General features: G+C 46.6%; 13 protein-coding genes and 5 pseudogenes. 2 read left to right on the top strand and 16 right to left on the bottom strand.

Annotated elements, in window-relative coordinates; all coding sequences use genetic code 11:
• Positions 1-22: 22 nt before the first annotated feature.
• The gene (locus DXA13_RS13625) at positions 23-346 is read right to left on the bottom strand and encodes a hypothetical protein (RefSeq protein ID WP_118245113.1); all 324 of its coding nucleotides are present in this window, start codon (positions 344-346) and stop codon (positions 23-25) included.
• A 40-nt stretch (positions 347-386) separates the two neighbouring features.
• Positions 387-848, bottom strand: a complete 462-nt coding sequence (locus tag DXA13_RS13620) for a RidA family protein (protein ID WP_118245111.1) — start codon at positions 846-848, stop codon at positions 387-389.
• A 179-nt stretch (positions 849-1027) separates the two neighbouring features.
• On the opposite strand from DXA13_RS13620, the gene DXA13_RS13615 reads away from it, so the two are divergent.
• The gene (locus tag DXA13_RS13615) at positions 1028-1894 is read left to right on the top strand and encodes a LysR family transcriptional regulator (RefSeq protein ID WP_118245109.1); all 867 of its coding nucleotides are present in this window, start codon (positions 1028-1030) and stop codon (positions 1892-1894) included.
• 286 nt (positions 1895-2180) lie between these two features.
• On the opposite strand, the pseudogene DXA13_RS21915 reads toward DXA13_RS13615, so the two are convergent.
• The 3 genes and pseudogenes from DXA13_RS21915 to DXA13_RS13595 all read right to left on the bottom strand — a co-directional run bounded on the left by DXA13_RS21915 (position 2181) and on the right by DXA13_RS13595 (position 5917).
• Positions 2181-3775: pseudogene (locus DXA13_RS21915) on the bottom strand (TRAP transporter fused permease subunit).
• Positions 3776-4092: 317 nt separating this feature from the next.
• Positions 4093-5151 carry a TAXI family TRAP transporter solute-binding subunit gene (locus tag DXA13_RS13600; RefSeq protein WP_118245103.1) on the bottom strand — a complete coding sequence of 353 codons (1059 nt, stop codon included), beginning with the start codon at positions 5149-5151 and terminating at the stop codon, positions 4093-4095.
• A 13-nt stretch (positions 5152-5164) separates the two neighbouring features.
• Positions 5165-5917, bottom strand: a complete 753-nt coding sequence (locus DXA13_RS13595) for an alpha/beta hydrolase (RefSeq protein ID WP_118245101.1) — start codon at positions 5915-5917, stop codon at positions 5165-5167.
• Between the two features lie 180 nt (positions 5918-6097).
• Here DXA13_RS13595 and DXA13_RS13590 point away from each other — a divergent pair, with 180 nt between their 5' ends.
• Positions 6098-7009: a LysR family transcriptional regulator gene (locus tag DXA13_RS13590; RefSeq protein WP_118245099.1), complete on the top strand. Its 912-nt coding sequence runs from the start codon at positions 6098-6100 to the stop codon at positions 7007-7009.
• Between the two features lie 220 nt (positions 7010-7229).
• Here DXA13_RS13590 and DXA13_RS13585 read toward each other — a convergent pair.
• From DXA13_RS13585 to DXA13_RS13545, 11 genes and pseudogenes are all read right to left on the bottom strand, one after another.
• A pseudogene (locus DXA13_RS13585) lies at positions 7230-8712 on the bottom strand (L-fucose/L-arabinose isomerase family protein).
• 25 nt (positions 8713-8737) lie between these two features.
• Positions 8738-9750: pseudogene (locus DXA13_RS13580) on the bottom strand (sugar ABC transporter permease YjfF).
• A complete protein-coding gene (locus DXA13_RS13575) occupies positions 9750-10811 on the bottom strand; it encodes an ABC transporter permease (RefSeq protein ID WP_118245098.1) in 1062 nt (353 codons plus the stop codon). The pseudogene DXA13_RS13580 and the gene DXA13_RS13575 overlap by 1 nt, the downstream one beginning before the upstream one ends.
• 2 nt (positions 10812-10813) lie before the next feature.
• On the bottom strand, positions 10814-12331 hold the full coding sequence (locus tag DXA13_RS13570; RefSeq protein WP_118245096.1) for a sugar ABC transporter ATP-binding protein: 1518 nt from the start codon (positions 12329-12331) through the stop codon (positions 10814-10816).
• 329 nt (positions 12332-12660) lie between these two features.
• On the bottom strand, positions 12661-13749 hold the full coding sequence (locus DXA13_RS13565) for an ABC transporter substrate-binding protein (protein WP_118245093.1): 1089 nt from the start codon (positions 13747-13749) through the stop codon (positions 12661-12663).
• A 191-nt stretch (positions 13750-13940) separates the two neighbouring features.
• Entirely contained in the window at positions 13941-14501 is a 561-nt protein-coding gene (locus DXA13_RS21910; protein ID WP_243009138.1) for an ATP-binding protein, read from the bottom strand.
• Positions 14462-15445, bottom strand: coding sequence for a HAMP domain-containing protein (locus DXA13_RS13560; RefSeq protein WP_243009137.1), 984 nt, complete (start codon positions 15443-15445; stop codon positions 14462-14464). The genes DXA13_RS21910 and DXA13_RS13560 overlap by 40 nt, the downstream gene beginning before the upstream one ends.
• A 91-nt stretch (positions 15446-15536) precedes the next feature.
• Positions 15537-15692: a helix-turn-helix domain-containing protein gene (locus DXA13_RS23170; RefSeq protein ID WP_347559865.1), complete on the bottom strand. Its 156-nt coding sequence runs from the start codon at positions 15690-15692 to the stop codon at positions 15537-15539.
• Complete coding sequence (locus tag DXA13_RS13555; protein ID WP_347559864.1) at positions 15689-16639, bottom strand: response regulator; 951 nt, start codon at positions 16637-16639, stop codon at positions 15689-15691. The genes DXA13_RS23170 and DXA13_RS13555 overlap by 4 nt, the downstream gene beginning before the upstream one ends.
• A gap of 406 nt (positions 16640-17045) precedes the next feature.
• Positions 17046-17734, bottom strand: a pseudogene (locus DXA13_RS13550) (L-ribulose-5-phosphate 4-epimerase).
• 14 nt (positions 17735-17748) lie between these two features.
• Positions 17749-19358, bottom strand: a pseudogene (locus DXA13_RS13545) (FGGY-family carbohydrate kinase).
• Positions 19359-19368: the final 10 nt, after the last annotated feature.

Genomic DNA, 19368 nt, shown 5'->3' with positions numbered 1-19368 from the left:
TCCAGTGAATAGTCCTGAAGTCCTACCCAGCGTAGTCTCCCTTTTTACATCCATCCAGCCTAGCCTTGGAATGAAACAATGACATTGTAGTTGCACCAAATGCTACGTCACAGTCCGCCATAGCGGTTCTAACAGCATCCGTAGGCTCTGCACCGTGTCCTGGTCTTGGGGTCATAACGAGCATCGTTGTTTCGAAAAGTTCTTTGGCATATTTATAAACCATTTCCCCTATTTCACGCTTGTTATCATCCGTTATGACAAGCACTTTTTCTCCTTCTTTTAAATGAGTGATACTGGTAAACAGCTGTCTGATTCCTAACGGCATATCTTTTGGCATTTCTTTCATAATTGTTTTCCTTTCTTTTATAAATATTCGTATAACTCTCTTATTTTACCTGAACTACAAGTTCTACCTCTACAGGAGTTCCTCCCGGAAGGGACGAAGCTCCCAAAGCTACACGGCTGTGCTTTCCTGCGTCTTTAAATACCTCAACCGCCAGTTTTGATACTTCATCCATAACCGCCGGCTGGCCCGTAAAATCAGGCGTACTGGCTACATAGCCTTTAATATTTACGATTCTCTCAATAGACTCAAGACTTCCTTCCATCCTTCTGACTGCCGCCAGACAATTGACAAAGGCGATTTTAGCGGCCTCCTGGGCCTCCTGTATCGTCACTCCGTCGCCTACGGTTCCTGTATACTTAAGTACACCGTTCACACGGGCTGCATTACCTGATACAAAAATCAGATTACCAGTTTTAACTCCCGCTTCAAATGGTTTTTTACTAACCGCAGGTAGTTCCGGAAGTCGATACCCTATCTCTTCCAACCGTTCTTCGTATGACATTTCTTCCTCCTTCACATTCACATCTATTATCAGCTTCATGACTTAACTATATATCATAATTTATACAAATACTAATGCATATTTCTCACCCTTTTTATAGATTCTATCTATAAATCATGATATAGTAAGAACACTTAATGAGGTAGAAAAACGGCAATCAGACAGAAAGGCGGTAGTAAATGAACTTAAATAACCTGTATTACTTTAAAGTCATGGCTCAGTACCAGCACTATACCAGGGCAGCGGAGTTTTTATGCATTACCCAGCCCAGTCTCAGCCATGCCATGGCAGCGCTGGAAAAAGAATTCGGCGTCCCGCTGTTCGAAAAGGATGGCAGAAACGTACGTCTGAGCAAATACGGCCGCCTTTTGGACTCCTACGTTTCCAGAGGTTTCCACGAAATTGAAAGCGGCAATCATCTGCTTATGCAGTTTTCCAAAAAGGATTCCGGAATTATTGATTTCAGCTTTCTCTTCGTGCTGGGATACCAGTTCGTTCCCATGCTCATTAAAAAATTTTATGAAAACGAGGTTCACAAAAACATTACAATCCAGTTTAACCAGTGCAATACCAGAACCAGTCTGGAAAAAATCAAGGATGGGTCCATCGACGTAAGCCTGTGCACTTATATGGCAAACGAACCGGAAATCGATTTTCGTCCCGTGCTGAAACAGGAACTGATCTGCATCACATCAGCTGATCATCCTCTGGCCGAGAGAACCGGCGTTTCCATGGAAGAGCTTCTACCTTATCCCATCATACGATATATCGATGCAACCGGGGAAATTCAGGATCTGATCGAACGGCTTTTTTATCCGTGCCACGCCTCTCCCCAGACACTCTGCTGCATGGAAGAAGAGATCACTATGGCAGGCCTCGTTTCAACCGGACACAGCAGCTGTATTGCAATCGTACCGGATCTGGAGATCCTGCAGAATTACAACATCAAAAAAATCCGGCTGAACCACCCGGATGCATATCGGAAAATCTATCTGGCCGTTTCAAAAAACCGCCCGATCCCCCCCCTGTGTAAAAACCTTTTATGATTTTGCCCTCAAGTACGCTTCAGACCTGTAATCCGATCCAAATTGGCATTGGCCCCGCCAGCCAAAAAGCAGAAACTGTCGGTTTATTCCATATTTTAGCATTACCGACATCATTCTCTGTGCGTAAGTGACCGCGGCCAAAGGGCTTTTTATATCTTAAGAGCACCTTCTATGATATAAAACAAGGACATTTCCCTAAGAATCAAGCATTTCTCATTCTTGATCTCTGTACGGAAATGTCCTTTTTCTTTTTTCTGCTGCGCCGTCAAAATGCTCTCTTCTTACCTCACTCTGCCTGCTGTAAGCGCAATCCGCTCACATGCCGCATATGTATCAGGATTCCGGCAGCCGCAATCCCTGCTCCTAATAAATCCGTTATGCCTCCCTGCATCATCAGGAGCACCGCGGACAGGAAGAACAGCACACGGCATGGCGTATTGATCCTGCCTCCGGCCCATCCTGATAATGCGGCTGAAAACAATACGATTCCAATCAGAGCCGATGCCAATGTAAGAGCGATATCTCCAATACTGCCCAAAAGCAGCAGGCCGGGGCCAAACCCGAACATATAAGGTACAATGAATGAGGCAAGACCAAGGCGGAAGGCTTTCACGCCCACTTTGATCGCATTCCCTCCCGCTATCGGAGCCGCGGCATAGGCAGCCAGCGCTACCGGAGGCGTGATTACAGCGATGCAAGAAAAATAAAATATGAACAGATGCGCCTGGATCGGCTGCAAACCAAGCGTCACCAGCGCCGGCGCCGTTAACGCAGCCTGGATCACGTAAGCCGCCGCTGTCGGAAGTCCCATTCCAAGAATCAGCGAGGCACACATACACAGAGTAAGTCCCACCATCAGATTTCCATTGGATATACTCAGCACCGCACTGCTGAATTTCAGTCCGATTCCTGTAAAGCGGACAATCCCGATAATAATTCCGGCACAGGCACAGGCGCTGGATACCGGAACAATCGATCTTCCTGCATTTACCATTGCCCTGACGATTTTTTTCAGATCCATGCGCGTATTCTTTTTGATCGCTGTAACCAGGACCACAGACAGAACACCGTAAACTCCAGCCTTCATTGGAGAATACCCGCTCAGCATCAGAACAAGGATCATAATCAGGGGGATAGAAAGATGTCCTCCCTCCCGGATCACCTGTCGCGCGCTGCGAATTTCCTTTGCCGGAATACCAGCCAGATTTGTACGCCTTGCTTCAAAATACACCTGAAGGAAAACCGTAACATAGTAAAGCACAGCAGGTATGATGGCGCAGACAGCTATCGTGGAATAAGGCACGCCGATATATTCGGACATAATAAATGCGCCTGAACCCATAATCGGAGGAAGGATCTGCCGCCGGTAGATGCAACCGCCTCTACCGCACCGGCAAAGTCCTTGTCATAGCCTGTCTTTTTCATCAGCGGAATTGTAAATACGCCGGTGGTCACTACATTTGCAACTGCGCTTCCGGAAATCGTTCCCATAAGCGAACTGGATACAACCGCCATAAGTCCCGGACCTCCCGGCAGCCGCCCCACCAGGCTCTTGGAAATATCCATAAAGAACTCTCCTCCTCCGGATATCTCCAGAAACGAGCCAAACAGGATAAAAAGGAACACAAAGGTAGCCGCAACATTTAAAGCCTCGCCAAAAATTCCACTGAACATCAGATACATCTGCTCGATAAATCTCCGCCCTGTCACTCCCTTATGATAAAACACTCCCGTTAAATGATTTCCCCAAAATGCATAGGCAATAAAGATGACCGCAATCAACGGCAAAGCAGGCCCCAACGCCCGTCTGGAAAGCTCCAGCACCGCGATGACAAGCAGGATCCCAAAGATAAACTCCAGATCGCCGACCGGATCTACCATCTGCATTCTCATGAGCAGTCTGCCGTTATTAAGAAACAGATACCCTAGGCTTGCAGCTGCCCCAATCATAAAAATCAGCGAAAGGACATGATCCAGCGCCGTACAGACCCGTTTTCCCGTAGGAAATGCCAGAAAACCGATTACCATTACAAACAGCAGGTGCAGCGATGTCTGCTTACTTCCGCCCAGCACGCCAAATTCTGCCGTATACATCTGAAAAAATACCATAATGATGCCGCATACTGTAATGACAGCTCCCGTCAGCCGCTCCCACCGGGTCTGCCTGGATTTCTCACACATAGATGTCCTCCCTCCGATTAGTTGTCTTCATAGCTGATACCGGCCTCGTCATAAAAACCCTTTGCTCCCTCATGAAGCGGAATTCCGAGGCCGGAGGCAATATTGTCATCTGAAATGCCTGCCATCATGCTATGGGAATTTGCAAGGGAATCATAATTCGTACAAAGCGCTTTTGTCAGTTCATACACCAAATCCTCTGAAAGCTTCTGATCCGTACATAGAATGTTATACGTTGCAATTGTAGTTACATCCTCTTCCTGTCCTGCATACGTCCCCGCCGGAATGATCTGCTTCGCCCATCCTTTGTGTCCGTCAATATATTCTTCAATCTTTCCCATGTCCATTTGGACAAGGTCATATTCTTTCGTCATGGACGCATTGACGATATTGGCAGCCGGGAAAGATGTCGTCCAAATCACCGCATCCAGATTGCCATCCTGCAGCGCATTGACGGCTTCTCCCCAAGCCAGCTGGATTATTTCTCCCCCTGCAGCCTTCACGCTGTCCTGGCTCATTCCGTAAAGCTCCATCAGGTTTAAGGTCACCTGGTAAGGGCCGCCTCCCGGCATGCCGAAGCAGAATTTTTTTGATTCCAAATCTTTGAAATCTTTAATATCCGCGTCCTTATTCGCCCAAATCTGCAGCGTATTAGGAAATAGCGCGCACACAGAGCGCAGGTCCTCATATGGCGTCTGGAAAGGCGCGCTTCCCTCCCTTCCAGAAACAGCTGCTTCCGCCGTCGTAATGGAAAACTGGACATCATTATTCTGCAAAAGGCTGACATTCGCCTGAGAACCAGACGTGGGGATTGCCGTGAAATCCATATCTGAAACCGCCTTTTTCCAGATCTCCGCCATAGTGGCGCCGACAATTTCGCTGGTTCCTCCTGCAGAACCGGTTCCTATGGTAATTCCTTTGAGCGCCTCCGCATTTTTCTCCGAAACGGCGCCAGCCGTATTTCCGGCCCCGGAGCTCTCCGTTTGAGAACTATCTTTTCCGGCGTTTCCTGTTCCTTTGCATCCTGTCAAAACGGAAATCATCACCAATGATAAAATGAACGCAACTCTCCTTTTCATGTTTCTCCTCCTTTTATTTTCCCATTCCCACTTTATCGAGCAGGTAATTAAGCGCCTTTCGATAATGCTCTCTGTCTTCAACCATAATCGTATGTCCGCCGTCCAGCCAGAATACTTCTGTATCCGGAATTCCGTCTTTCATCTGTTTTACATGTTCTTCCCGTCTCGTCTGATCCAGCTTTCCATGAGCAATCACAACCGGACAGGTAATCTTATGGAGCTCTCCCCGCAAATCGTGAACCCTGCACGAGCTGGTCGCCTCATATGCCGTCTCCCTGCTGAGACTCCGTGCATACTCTTTCAATTTTTCCTTTAAGGCCGTCGGAACAGGACGGGCAAAGCAGCGGGCAAAGAACGGCTCCAGTATATCTTCGCCAGGCCAGCCAGCAAGAATTCGCTGAGGGAGACCATAGTCTCCATGGCCGACAGCACAGGCGCCCGTATTGGAAATAAGCATACCTGAAATAAGCTTGTCTTCATCCCGGCTGCCGGCTGCCATCGATATGATTCCCCCTGCAGAATATCCCGCTAATACAGTCTTTCCCAGCTCATGTTCTGAAATAAATTCCAGCACACGCTTTCCAACCTCCACAACGTCCCATGGCCCCGGCGATCCGCACCAGTCAATCACGGCCGACTGGCATGGAAGGCCGCCTCCAATCCCGTCAAAAACAGCCGGACTTGTCAACGCTCCCGGTATCATCAGAACAGCCGGCTCCTGCGGCCTCAGCGTTCCGATATAATGTAATTCACTGCTTCTTATCATACAATAACCATTCCTCTCTTTATGTAGTTGGAATGATCCGTGCACAGACCACGCAGCCATATTTGGTTGCTTTTTATAGTTTCATTCTATCATTCGCGTTGACTCTTGTCTAATATGTGTATTATAATAGATGGGTATAGGAAAAACATATATGTCTGACATTTGGAGGGTGATTGCCTGATGATGTTTCGAGAATTGCAATATATTTTGGCAATGGCAGAAGAGGGAAGCATTGCCAAAGCGGCGCGCAGACTTTATGTGGCGCAGCCATCTTTGAGCCAATATCTAAAAAAGCAGGAAGAAATACTGGGAGTCCAGCTTTTTTTCCGTTCCTCCGCCGGTCTTACGCCAACTGCCGCCGGCAATATCTATATTCAGACCGCAAAGAAAATACTTACGGAATATGAAGACATGGTAGCGTCTCTTCCCCGCCCGGCATCCGGTGCTGTCAATTCCATTACATTTGCCGTAGCCGATCAGAGAGGTTCCTTAATCCTCCCAAGTTTCATCTCCCGCTTCAGTGAACGGTATCCTGCAATCACACTCCGGGTCATGGAATTATATCCCACCGCATTGAGGCAGGCGATCACGGAAGGCAAAGTGGATATCGCACTGAAGACCACTTTTTTTAAAGAACCTCAGAACCTGGATAATATTTCATATATTCCGGTGGCCGAAGAAGAAGTGTTCCTGGCGCTGCCAGCGGCCCGCCGTTTTTCATCAACTGTCCATATCTCTGAAAGCGGAAGCAGAACATGGCTGGAACTAAGCGATATCGGCAGAGAACCGTTTGTTCTGATGAACGAAGGGCGCGGACTACGCGCTTTAAGCGATAAACTATTCAAAGACAACGGCATCCAGCCTCATATACTGCAATATACCGGCAACATGTCAACCGCTCTCAGCATGGTCCAGGAAGGCCTGGCTCTCACGTTCGTTCCCAAACAATTTGTCATCAGAGATCCATCGATCGAATATGTTTCTATAGGAAGAGGCGGCTGCTTCTGGACGGTCTCCGCAATGGTTCCATCCGGTAAACAGGATTCCTATTATGTGAACGCCGTGATCCAGGTCCTACGGGATATCATATAGAGTATTTTTTATTTACAGGCACAAGCGCCTGGACACAGTTACCTGACAGATACGTTGCCGGATATAAGAGTAAAGTCCTTTCTGGAAAGTAAAAAGCAGCCGTACCGATAATTTTCTGCCGGTACGGCTGCTTTTCTATGTAATCTTTCTATACAACTTATCCATGTAAATCCGTATATAACTTTATCATATAGCTCATTTATTTCAAATGGCAATCCATTTATGCAAACGGATTCTCCGTCGGATACATCATGCCCTGAGGCTGGTTGAACCCGATATCTTCAACGTCCAGATACTTGAACACTTCGTACAGCGCCTTTCCGTAATGGCCGAAGGCAACTGCGCCATGATGAGGGTAGTTCTTCTCAATCAGTACATGGCGGTAAAATCTTCCCATTTCCGGAATTGCGAAAATACCAATCGAGCCAAAAGAACGTGTCGCTACAGGAAGCACCTCTCCCTGAGCCACATATGCTCTCAGATGGTTGTCTGCCGTGCTCTGGATGCGGAAGAATGTAATATCGCCTGGGGCGATATCGCCTTCCAGTGTTCCCTGTGTGACTTCCTCCGGAAGCGTTCTGGCCATAATCATCTGATATTTCATAGAACATGCCGCAAGCTACGTGAACATGTATTTCCGCAGTGGAATCCCATAAACGTATCCTTATGTGTATAGTCAAATTTTCCTTTTATCTCTTCTTCATACATGTCTGCCGGAACGCTGTTGTTAATATCCAGAAGAGTAACGGCATCCTGGCTTATGCACGTTCCGATAAACTCACTGAGAGCACCGTAAATATCCACCTCGCATGACACCGGAATTCCTCTTCCGGCCAGGCGGCTGTTCACATAACATGGAACGAAGCCAAACTGTGTCTGGAATGCAGGCCAGCATTTTCCTGCAATGGCAACGTATTTCCGGTAGCCCCTGTGAGCTTCAATCCAGTCCAGAAGAGTCAGCTCGTACTGAGCCAGTTTCGGAAGGATCTCCGGCTTCATATTGCCTTTGCCAAGTTCCGCTTCCATATCTTTTACCACGTCGCAATCCTGGGATCGCCGTCGTGTCTGTTAAACGCTTCGAATAAATCCAGTTCTGAGTTTTCCTCAATCTCAACGCCCATGTTGTAAAGCTGTTTGATCGGCGCGTTGCAGGCCAGGAAATTTAACGGTCTCGGCCCGAAGCTGATAATCTTTAAGTCGGAAAGTCCCACCAGCGCCCTTGCAACCGGAAGGAATTCCTCGATCATGTCGGCACATTCTTCCGCAGTTCCTACCGGGTATTCCGGAATATACGCTTTGATATTGCGCAGCTTTAAGTTATAGCTTGCGTTCAGCATACCGCAGTACGCATCGCCTCTGCCCTGAATCAGGTTATCCCCGCTTTCCTCTGCAGCTGCAATAAACATCACCGGACCGTCAAAGTGCTTTGCCAGAAGCGTTTCTGAAATTTCCGGGCCGAAGTTGCCAAGATAAACGGCCAGAGCATTGCAGCCGGCTTTTTTAACATCCTCCAGAGCCTGAACCATGTGGATTTCACTCTCCACGATACAAACCGGACATTCATAGATATTATTCTCGTCATATTTAGCTGCATAAGCTTCAACTAGAGCCTTTCTTCTGTTTACCGACAGGCTTTCCGGGAAGCAGTCACGGCTGACTGCTACAATTCCCAGCTTTATATTTGGAATATTTATTGTATTCATATTATTTCCTCTCTCTCATCAATCCCTATTTTTTCTTTTTCATCATGGCGAGCACAGACTGAAGCACGATGAAGAAGCACAGAAGTCCTGCAATTGTAATACGTGTCCACCAGGAAGAAAGCGTGCCCTGGAAGGTAATAAACGCTTCAATCGTTGCCTTGATCAGAACGCCGAACAGCGTGCCGAATACGTTACCCACACCTCCTGTCAGCAATGTTCCGCCGATAACGGAAGAGGCGATGGCGTCCATCTCAAAACCTTTTGCCTGTTCAACAAATCCTCCAAGAGTATTCAGGCAGAACAGGATTCCGCCGACGCCGCAGAGGAAGCCGTCGAGCACGTAGGCTTTTAATTTCACCTGACGCACATTCAGGCCCAGCATGAGGCTGACTGCTGGCTGCCGCCGATCGCATAAATGCTGCGGCCGAATTTCGTATATTTGAGCATGATAAATGCCAGTACAAGAAGCACAAGCGCAATAATAACAGTAGGATAAATGTAAGGATAGATCATAACGCCTTTCCGGTTGACATACCCGCCGAATGGAAGGTAAATTTTAACCTTCGCCCACGCCATAAACGTTTCATTGGTGATGCTGATCATATCCTTGGAAATAATAGCCGTCATACCTCTCGCAAAGAACATTCCTGCCAGCGTGACAATAAACGGCTGAATATCCATATATGCGACGAGAAAGCCCTGGACAAGTCCAAATATGATACCGGTAATCAGAACGATAATTACCGCCGGAACAGCGCCTACATGTGCCCGTTCCATCATCCATGCGAGCATCATACATGCCATAGCTACGAAAGATCCGACGCTGATATCAATTCCTCCCGTAATCATTACGATCGTCATACCGATACCAATTACGATCAGTCCAGCGTTGGAGATAAACAGATTCAAAAAGTTCTGTGTTTTTGCAAATCCCTGTTCTTTAAACAGGATACATCCGAGGGCATACATCACGAAGAATAATACGATTGTTATCATAAGAAGGAAGCTGGTCTGGTTAAGCTGTTTTCCCTTTTTCATCATGCGGCCTCCTTTCCAGCTGCAAGCTTCAATTCTTTCTTCTGGGCAAGTGCCTTACGCCACTTTGCAAATCCAGGAGACTGAAGTGTTACGATGATGACAACCACGATTGCCTTGTATACCGGCACCTGGTCGGAAGATACGTGCATAGCATAGAGCGTCGTCGTAAGAGCCTGGATCGTATATGCGCCGATCACAGAACCTGCAAGAGAAAATTTACCTCCGCCTAAAGAGTTGCCTCCGATTGCAACTGCAAGAATGGCATCCAGTTCCATGTTAAGCCCGATGTTGTTCGCGTCTGCTGAATAGATACGGCTGGAAGCAATCATTCCCGCCAGGCCAGAACACAGGCCGCAGAACGCATATGTAAGGAAAATAATCAGTGTCGCTTTGATACCCACGAGCCTGGAGGCCTTTTTATTGATACCTACAGACTGGATATACATTCCAAGAGCTGTCTTCTTAAGAAGCAGCGCCGTCAGGGCCACCATTACTGCCGCTACGATAAACGGAGTGGGAACCGGCACGCCCGGAAGGAAGCTTCCAAGAATCTTGTAGCTTTCCACCCGCACATATGTGATCTGTCCGTCCGTAACCAGCTGTGCAATGCCTCGGCCTGCGGTAAACATAATCAATGTGGCGACCATTGGCTGAATATTCAGCTTGGATACCAGCAATCCGTTGAAACATCCGATTACAACGCCTACGGCCAGTGCTGCAAGGAAACCAAGAATCAGAGGATTGGCATAAGCAGTTGCAGCTCTTTCCCCGCCTGAAAGGAGGTTGCAGCATACGGCGGCGCTCACTGCCATAATCGCGCCAACGGAAATGTCAGTTCCTGCCGATGAAGATACGACCAAGGTCATACCGATGGCCAGAATCACCAGTTCGGAAGCTCTGTTCACGATATCAATAATGTATCCGTAAAGCACTCCGTCCCTGACAGAAATAGCAAAAAAGCCAGGTGTCGTTACAACGTTTACCAGGAGTACTAATATCAGGCAGAAGATTGGCAGAAACAATCTCTGCGATGTTAACTTTTTCAAACTGAAGTCTTTCATACTTACTGCCCTCCTGCAATTGTAGTCATGATGGTTGACTGGCTCATTTCGCTTCCGGTAAGCTCTCCTACCTTAGCGCCGTCGCGCATAACAACCATGCGGTCACAGGTACGAAGCATTTCTTCAATTTCGGAAGAAATAAATACGACTGCCATTCCCTGCTCTGCGAGCTGCACCACCAGCTTCTGAATCTCTGTCTTGGTACCTACGTCAATTCCTCGTGTAGGCTCATCCAGAATCAGGAAATCAGGATTAGTCAATAGCCATCTTCCGATAATTACCTTCTGCTGGTTTCCACCCGAAAGCGACTTGATCGGAGTCTCGCGGCTGGCCGTCTTAATCTGCAGCATGTCGATATACTTATCTGTATATTCTTCCTGCTGCTTTTTACTCAGCAGCTTAAACATCCCCTGTTTTGCCTGAAGGGCGATAATAAGGTTTTCCCTTACGGACAGGTCTGCTATAATTCCCTCGTTCTTACGGTCTTCCGGCAGGTATGCCATTCCTTCATTCATGGAATCAATCGGATGCTTTGCCGCCATCTTCTTGCCTTTCACCCGAAGCTCTCCGGAATCCGTCTTCTCTGCGCCGTAGATTACACGCACCGTCTCAGAACGGCCGGATCCAAGGAGTCCTGTAAGTCCGATTACTTCACCCTTATGTATAACGAGATCGAACGGCTTGATATATCCTTTCTTTCCAAGGCCCGCTGCCTTAATAACGATATCGCTTTCATCATAGCTCTTGACTCCGTCCGAATTATGTTTGATCGCAGCAAGGTCATCAAAGTCTTTACCCATCATTTTAGCTACCAGCTGGAGCCTGGGCAGCTCTGCTGTCGTGTACTGGCCTACCAGCTGTCCGTTTCTCAAAACAGTGATTTCATCACAGACCGCGTAAACCTGTTCCAGGAAATGGGTAACAAAAATGATTCCAACGCCTTCTTTTTTAAGCTTTCTCATCAGGACGAACAGCTTTTCAACCTCGTTGTCATCCAGCGATGATGTCGGTTCATCCAGTATGAGTACCTTCGCCGACATATCCACTGCACGTGCAATCGCTATCATCTGCTGAATAGCCAGAGAATAATTGTCAATGGTCTTCGTTACGTCTGCATTTATATCAAGGCTCTTTAAAAGCTCGCTTGCTCTCTTATTCATTGTTTTCCAGTCAATCAAACCGCCTTTCCTCGGTTCTCTTCCCAGAAAAAGATTCTCTGCTACCGAAAGATTCGGACAGAGGTTTACTTCCTGATATACCGTACTGATTCCTCTCTGCTGTGCTTCCTGAGGGCTTCGGTTAATAACGGGACGGTCGATTCCATCAATCGTGATCTTTCCTGTCTCGAATTCTTCGACTCCAGTAAGCACTTTAATCAATGTCGACTTACCGGCACCATTCTCACCCATCAGGGCATGTATCTCACCTTTCTTTAAGGTAAAATCCACATTCTGCAGAGCCTTTACTCCAGGGAATGTTTTGTAAATTCCTCTCATTTCAAGAACTGCTCCTTGTTCCATAAAAGCTTTGCCTCCTTCTAAAAATAAAAACAACCAGATTTTCCATACTCCTCTTGCCTGTCGTTTTATATCGTAAACTGCCAGCTTATGATATAAATAGTTCCGCCTTCGGAACTCTTACGCCGAAGCTCGGCCGTTAAAACGGTCATACTTCCCTAGCGCGGAGTGTACATCCACAGCGGAGCTTTTTGCTTTCCAGGGAATCAATTATTTTCGTACTTTACAGCAACAAGTTCTTTCCGGGAAAGTAAAAAAATGGTGCGGAGCGGAAGCCAAAGCCTCCGGCTCCACACCTTATGTTTTTAGTTCAACCGTTCAGGGGCCTTAAATTAATATGCTCTTTCTTTCAGAATGCTTTCAAGGTCCATGCTTGTATCGAAGTAAGCTTCGTCTACGTACTGAATCTTCTCAACTTCTTCGCCTTTTTCAAGCTTCTGGATAATTTCAGCTACACGTGGTCCGTGAAGTGGGTTACACTCAAATGTTGCGTTCATATCGCCTGCGATCATAGATTCAAATGCCGCTTTAACGGAGTCAAAACCAACAACGATGATGTCGCCGTCTGGTCCGCATGTCTTACCTGCAGCTTTGATTGCGTCTACAGCACCAAATGCTTCATTGTCATTCTCACAGATTACTACATCGATGTCCGGATAGCTCTTCAGGAAAGATTCCATAACTTCCTGGCCCTTTGCCTGTGTGAACTCACCACTCTGCATGTCAAGCATCTTCCAGTTTGAATGCTCTTTTACGATATTGCCAACGCCTTCTGTACGTCCAACCTGTGCGGAAGCACCGATTGTACCCTGGATCGTAACGATATTGATTTCTTCATCGCCGCGTCCCTGAGCCTCAAGATAATCAGCTAACCAATTGCCGCATGTCTCGCCTTCTTTTACGAAGTTTCCACCAACCCATGCTTCATAGAGAGAATCATCAGAAACCTGCATCTGACGGTCGGAAAGGATTACAGGAATACCAGCTTCTTTTGCTTCCTCCAGAACTGTTTCCCATCCTGTTTCTACTACAGGAGCTACTACGATATAATCAACGTCCTGCTGAATAAAGGAACGGATTGCCTTAATCTGATTTTCCTGTTTCTGCTGAGCGTCGTCAAAGATCAGCTTATAGCCGTTCTCTTCTGTAAATGTAGACTTAAAGGACTCTGTATTAGCTGTTCTCCAGTCAGATTCTGCACCAACCTGTGCATAACCAACTGTAATCAGTTCTTTTTCTCCGCCTTCATCAGCTTTTGCCGCTTCTGTTTCCTCAGTTTTAGCTGCTTCTGTCTCTGCCTTAGCTTCTGTAGCTGCTGCTTCAGCTGCTTTGGTTGTTTCTTCTTTTGCTCCGCCGCCGCAAGCTGCAAGGGAACCTGCCATTGCCATTGTCAAAACCACTGATACGACTTTTTTCTTCATATTTACTTTCCTCCTTTAATTTGGATATCTCCTATCCTTCATGTCTATATTATAAAAAAAACTCTGTTTTTTTTAAACAGAGCATTTTTTAAAAAAAGGGTATTTTTTTACTGAATTTCTTCCAGTATATGGTACATTTTTATAATTAAATGGATAAAAATTGTGTTTTTTTATAATAAAAGTATGTTTTTTTACGATTCCTCCTGTATCATATGGCCAAGATAAATTTTAACGCAGGTGCCTACATTCTGTTCTGATTCTATGATAATATCGGAGCTGTCCCCGTAGTACATATGAATTCTCTGAACCACGTTGGAAAGGCCGAATCCCCCTTTTTCATTAATTTCAGTCCCTCCCCTGATCTTGTCCCGCAGTTTTTTCAGCGTTTCCTCATCCATGCCCTTTCCATTGTCTTCCACTTCAAACACTATCCCGCTCTTATCTTCATATCCCCTTATGGTGATCGTTCCGCCTCCCCGCTTATTCTTGATTCCGTGATACAGGGCATTTTCCACCACGGGCTGCAGAATCATCTTCAGGACCATACGGTCTTTAATCGCAGATTCGATGTTCATGTTATATTCCAGAATATCCTCATATCTGATTTTCTGTATCTTCAGATAACTCCTAATATGGGTTTCTTCCTCCGCGATCGTAATAAAGTCTCTTCCTCCGGACAGAACCGTACGGAAGAATCCACTCAGATCCGAAGTCATCTCCACCACCTTTTCATTGTCCCCGTCTTCCGCCATCCATACGATCGAATCCAGCGTATTATAGAGGAATGAGGATTAATCTGTGCCTGAAGCAGTTTAAATTCAGCCACACGGAGGTTTTGCTGCTCTGTTTTTGTCTTTTCCATCAGTGCGGCAATCTCGGAACTCATTCTGTTAAATGTTCTCGCAAGGACGTTAATTTCTTCCAGCCCCCCCAGTTCAGCCCTGGCTTGCAGATCCCCCTGCCCGAGACGTTCCGCCGTCATCTTCAGATTGTTAATGGGCTTTGTAACTGTCTTTGTAATCATGGCTGAAAGGAATATGCCGACAAGCAGTACTGCGACAAGCAGCACCATAAATCCATACACAATCTGGCGCGTATGGGTCTCCAGCTCCTGCTGCAGGCGTTCCATATTGATCGTCTCGTAATAGATATACTGGTTAATGTATTCCTGAATCAGGGAACAGAGCCCCTGGATATCGTTTTCCCATATGGAATTGTTCTCATCGTATGTGCCGGCACGCTTGGAATTGTCGATCATGCGATCGACGGCTTTCTCCAGTGAATCCATACAGGAAAGAATCCCCTTGATTTTAATGTCCTCATCGCTTCCTGGTATACGTTCGATTTTTTCTCCCAAATCCCGCCGCGCCTTATCGATCATATTAAATGGATTTTTCACTACAGTGGCGTACTGCGTCATTCCTTCTACGATATCGCCGTCCTTAAATTTGTCCGTATCGATCAGGCCGATCATAACCCGGTACATGGAATATTCCATATCCTGTTTAAAAGTCATATTGTACGCATTGGCTATCTTCAGATTCGCCATCATCCTGTTATACGAATTGGAATAATTATTAATCATCACAAGAATTCCAAGGACCATGCAGGTCAGTGGTATGGCAATGAGGAAAAGCAGAAGTTTCAGCCTGCTCTTTAAAGAAATTTTAACGATACGAGGTTTTATTTCCTTCATCCTTTTATCCGCCTCTTCTATTCCTTATAACTGTTCCCGACAGCTATGAGTTTATATATTCCGTAAATATATTCCGTTTATATATTTCGTTTTATAGTCCGTTCTTATATTCTTTCGGCGACATACCTGTTATTTTCTTAAATGTAGCGCTGAAATAATGAGGATCATTATATCCTACCCGCTCGCCGATTTCCGACGTGCGCAGCGTCGTACATTTCAGCAGCTCACACGCCTTGTCAATTCTCACCTTGGTAAGATACTCCACGAGGACTGTCCCGTTTCCTGCTTGAAGATGGATGAAAAATAACTGGGGCTTACGCCGATATGAGCAGCTATCATATTGAGGGAAAACTCGTTGCTGCTGAAATGACCGGCTATGTATTTCCTCGCTTCATCGATCAGAGAACCGTATCTGTCATTGGAAACCTTGTCCCTTTCCGAAAGAGCGTAGCGAAACATATTCTTCAGATACTCTTTAGTTGTCTCCACTGCGCTCACCGCCTTGGGGATAAACTTAATATCGCTGAATTCTGCCGGCAGGCCTTCTGTTTTGGCGTTTATGGTCTTTAGAAATTCCTGTATGCAGAAAAAGATATCCATAGTCATATACTGCCTCAGAAGCAGCGACTTATAGTTATTCTCTCCTACGGCCGCAAAATACTCCTCTACAAAGTCTTCTTCCTCGTCAATGGATCCCAGCTTCAGAAAATCTTCAATCAGCTTTCTGTTCACACCGCTATAGTCTGTTTTATCCAGAAATTCATTATATTTCTCATAGCTTGCAAAATACCGTTCCAGGAGTCTCGTTTTTTCCCGTTCCTCTTTGATGGCTTCTCCGGCTTTCTTCAGTGCTTCCGTCAGATTAGCGGAAGTGATCGGCTTTAAAAGATAATCGCTGATCCCAATTTTAATCGCCTCTTTGGCATAGTCGAATTCGTTATAACCGCTGAGAATAATAATCTTAGTGTCCGGCAGCGCTTTCTTTACCAGCCTGCTCAGTTCCAGACCATCCATAAAAGGCATTTTAATGTCAGTAATCAGAATATCCGGTTCTGTTTTGAGAATCTGAGGATAGGCGTACTCACCGTCGCCAGCCTCTCCGACGAATTCAAAACCGTTTTTCTCCCATTCCACATTATTCTTAATCCCCCGTCTGATAATCGCCTCATCTTCAACCAAAAATACCTTTATCATTTTCTCAACCCCTCTGTGCCGTCTTCTCGTTCACGTGTCTGTCATTTATCATAATGCCTGGTATTTTATTTGTCAATTAGACTGGAGCGGTGCGGCTGAACTTTTATAAAACCTAAAAACGGCGTAGCCGATAATCACGACTATGCCGTTTTTTGAAGGAATTAAAATCCCTTAGTTCCGCGCTTTTTTGGCACGTCACAATTTTATTTTCGTTTCCCCTCTCAGTCAAAGAACCTCAGAAAGCATCTTGCTCTTCGCGATCAATCCGCAATCCAAAAGGCGTTACCAAAAGGATTAGAACAGAGCATATCCGCCGATAACAGATGCAGTGACTTGCCACCGCATCGGAACGGAATCTGTTATGCGGATATGCGAATGATTCGACTTTTACAACTCTTCTTTATTTCTATTTCTGTCCGTAGTATGCTCCAGCTCCGTGCTTTCTGAAATAGTGTTTATCCTGAGGTCCTGAGGAGCCGGCTGCACCTTGGGCTGAATCATTTCCGTACGCGCTGCCATCTTAGCCACTTCTTCCAGAACTACAGCATTATGCACTGCTTCATGGGCATCTTTTCCCCAGGCAAAGGGGCCATGGTTCTTGCACAAAACGCAGGGCACTGCTTCATAGTCATGATCCTTAAAATAATCCGCAATCACGACTCCCGTGTTTTTTTCATATCCTTCGTCGATTTCTTCCCTGGTCAGAGTCCTGACGCATGGAACTTCTCCGTAAAAATAATCCGCATGAGTCGTACCATAGCACGGAATTGAACGGCCTGCCTGCGCCCAGCTGGCAGCCCACGGCGAATGAGTATGGACGATTCCGCCGATATTCGGAAATGCATTATAAAGGACAACGTGAGTATTCGTATCGGATGACGGACGGTAAGTTCCTTCTACTATATTCCCTTTCAGATCCACTACGACCATATCTTCCGGCTTCAGGATGTCGTAATCCACACCGCTTGGTTTAATTACGAACAGTCCCTTTTCCCTGTCTATGCCGCTTACGTTTCCCCATGTAAAAGTTACCATCTTATATTTTGGGAGAAGCATATTCGCTTCATAGACCTCTTTTTTTAACTGCTCTAACATCTCTTTTCCTCCTGCTACAGCTTCAGCGAATCAACGGCTGCCCTCTCCACTGCAAAACCAGCCTTGTAAACATCAATAAATGCATCGTAGCCTTTCATATCAGCCTCATCCGGCTCCATTACAACGGCATCGGCTGCTGCAAAAACCCGTTTTTCCAGGAAATCGCCCAGGCTTTCTCCCGCTTCTTTTTTTACCATATAAGCAGCCAGCAGGGCAATTCCCCACGCTCCGCCTTCACCTGCTGTCTCCATTACAGAAACTGGCACTCCGGCTGCTGCCGCCATGATTTTCTGTCCCACGCCTTTCGTCTTGAACAGTCCGCCGTGGCCCATCAGCTTATCCATCTTTACGCCTTCTTCCTTGAACAGGATATCCAGACCGATCTTCAGCGTTGCCAGGGAACTGTACAGATTCGTTCTCATAAAGTTAGCCAGGTTAAATCTGCTGTCAGGAGTGCGTACAAACAATGGGCGGCCCTCTTCAAATCCGGTAATCGGCTCTCCGGATAGATATCCATATGAGAGCAGGCCGCCGCAGTCGGCATCGCCTTCCAGTGCCTTGTTGTACAGGGTGCCGAATATCTTGTTCATATCCGCTTTCATACCCATAGCCTCTGAGTACTCCTTAAACAGGCCCACCCAGGCATTCAGATCTGAGGTACAGTTGTTGCAGTGAGCCATACCTACAAGATCGCCTGAAGGCGTCGTCACAAGATCGATCTCCGGATACACCCTGGAGAGTTCTTTTTCCAGGACCACCATGGCAAATACAGATGTTCCGGCAGATACGTTTCCTGTACGCCTTGCCACGCTGTTGGTAGCTGCCATGCCCGTACCTGCATCTCCTTCCGGAGGGCAGAGCGGTATTCCGGCCTTCAGCTTCCTGATACATCCAGAAGCTTAGCGCCCTCCTCTGTCAGGCAGCCTGCCTCGTCGCCGGCCAGAAGCACCTTCGGGAGAATGCCCCTAAGCTTCCACGGATACCCGTTAGGAGCTGTCAGCTGATCGAATTTCTCAACCATTCCCTCATCGTAATCCTTCGTGTTGATATCAATTGGGAACATACCGGAAGCATCGCCCACGCCCAGCACTTTTTCTCCTGTCAGAAGCCAGTGCACATATCCGGAAAGAGTTGTCAGATAACTGATTTCCGGCAGATGCGATTCACCCTTAAGCACAGCCTGGTACAAATGGGCGATACTCCAGCGCTGAGGAATGTTGTACTGGAACAGTTCCGTCAATTTTTCCGAAGCTTCCTGAGTAATCGTATTGCGCCATGTACGGAACGGGACAAGCAGATCTCCCTCCTGATTCAGCGCCATATATCCGTGCATCATTGCACTTATGCCGATTGCACCGATCTGTTCCAGTTCTACTCCATACTTTTCCTTCACATCAGCAGCAAGGCTGGCATATGTGTCCCGTAGTCCCTCTATCACATCGTCAACGTGATAGGTCCATACCCCGTTTTCATACCTGTTCTCCCAGTCGTGGGTTCCCTGGGCAGCAATTTCATTTTCATCATCCATTAAAACTGCCTTGATTCTTGTGGAACCGAATTCGATTCCAAGCATGGTCTTCCCGCTTATAATATCACTTTTCATCTGATTGATGTCACGACTCATTTTTTCACCC

It is taken from the genome of Clostridium sp. AM58-1XD (assembly GCF_003464085.1).
In the GTDB taxonomy this organism is placed as follows: Bacteria; Bacillota; Clostridia; order Lachnospirales; family Lachnospiraceae; genus Lachnoclostridium_A.
Note: the sequence above shows the minus strand (reverse complement) of the source record. Positions and strands in the feature narration are given on the sequence as shown.

What these genes read in the sequence shown, in the direction of transcription:
- DXA13_RS13625 (WP_118245113.1), bottom strand. Translation starts at nt 346, where the DNA reads ATGAAAGAAATGCCAAAAGATATGCCGTTAGGAATCAGACAGCTGTTT.
- DXA13_RS13620 (WP_118245111.1), bottom strand. Translation starts at nt 848, where the DNA reads ATGTCATACGAAGAACGGTTGGAAGAGATAGGGTATCGACTTCCGGAA.
- DXA13_RS13615 (WP_118245109.1), top strand. Translation starts at nt 1,028, where the DNA reads ATGAACTTAAATAACCTGTATTACTTTAAAGTCATGGCTCAGTACCAG.
- DXA13_RS13600 (WP_118245103.1), bottom strand. Translation starts at nt 5,151, where the DNA reads ATGAAAAGGAGAGTTGCGTTCATTTTATCATTGGTGATGATTTCCGTT.
- DXA13_RS13595 (WP_118245101.1), bottom strand. Translation starts at nt 5,917, where the DNA reads ATGATAAGAAGCAGTGAATTACATTATATCGGAACGCTGAGGCCGCAG.
- DXA13_RS13590 (WP_118245099.1), top strand. Translation starts at nt 6,098, where the DNA reads ATGATGTTTCGAGAATTGCAATATATTTTGGCAATGGCAGAAGAGGGA.
- DXA13_RS13575 (WP_118245098.1), bottom strand. Translation starts at nt 10,811, where the DNA reads ATGAAAGACTTCAGTTTGAAAAAGTTAACATCGCAGAGATTGTTTCTG.
- DXA13_RS13570 (WP_118245096.1), bottom strand. Translation starts at nt 12,331, where the DNA reads ATGGAACAAGGAGCAGTTCTTGAAATGAGAGGAATTTACAAAACATTC.
- DXA13_RS13565 (WP_118245093.1), bottom strand. Translation starts at nt 13,749, where the DNA reads ATGAAGAAAAAAGTCGTATCAGTGGTTTTGACAATGGCAATGGCAGGT.
- DXA13_RS21910 (WP_243009138.1), bottom strand. Translation starts at nt 14,501, where the DNA reads ATGGCGGAAGACGGGGACAATGAAAAGGTGGTGGAGATGACTTCGGAT.
- DXA13_RS13560 (WP_243009137.1), bottom strand. Translation starts at nt 15,445, where the DNA reads ATGAAGGAAATAAAACCTCGTATCGTTAAAATTTCTTTAAAGAGCAGG.
- DXA13_RS13555 (WP_347559864.1), bottom strand. Translation starts at nt 16,639, where the DNA reads ATGATAAAGGTATTTTTGGTTGAAGATGAGGCGATTATCAGACGGGGG.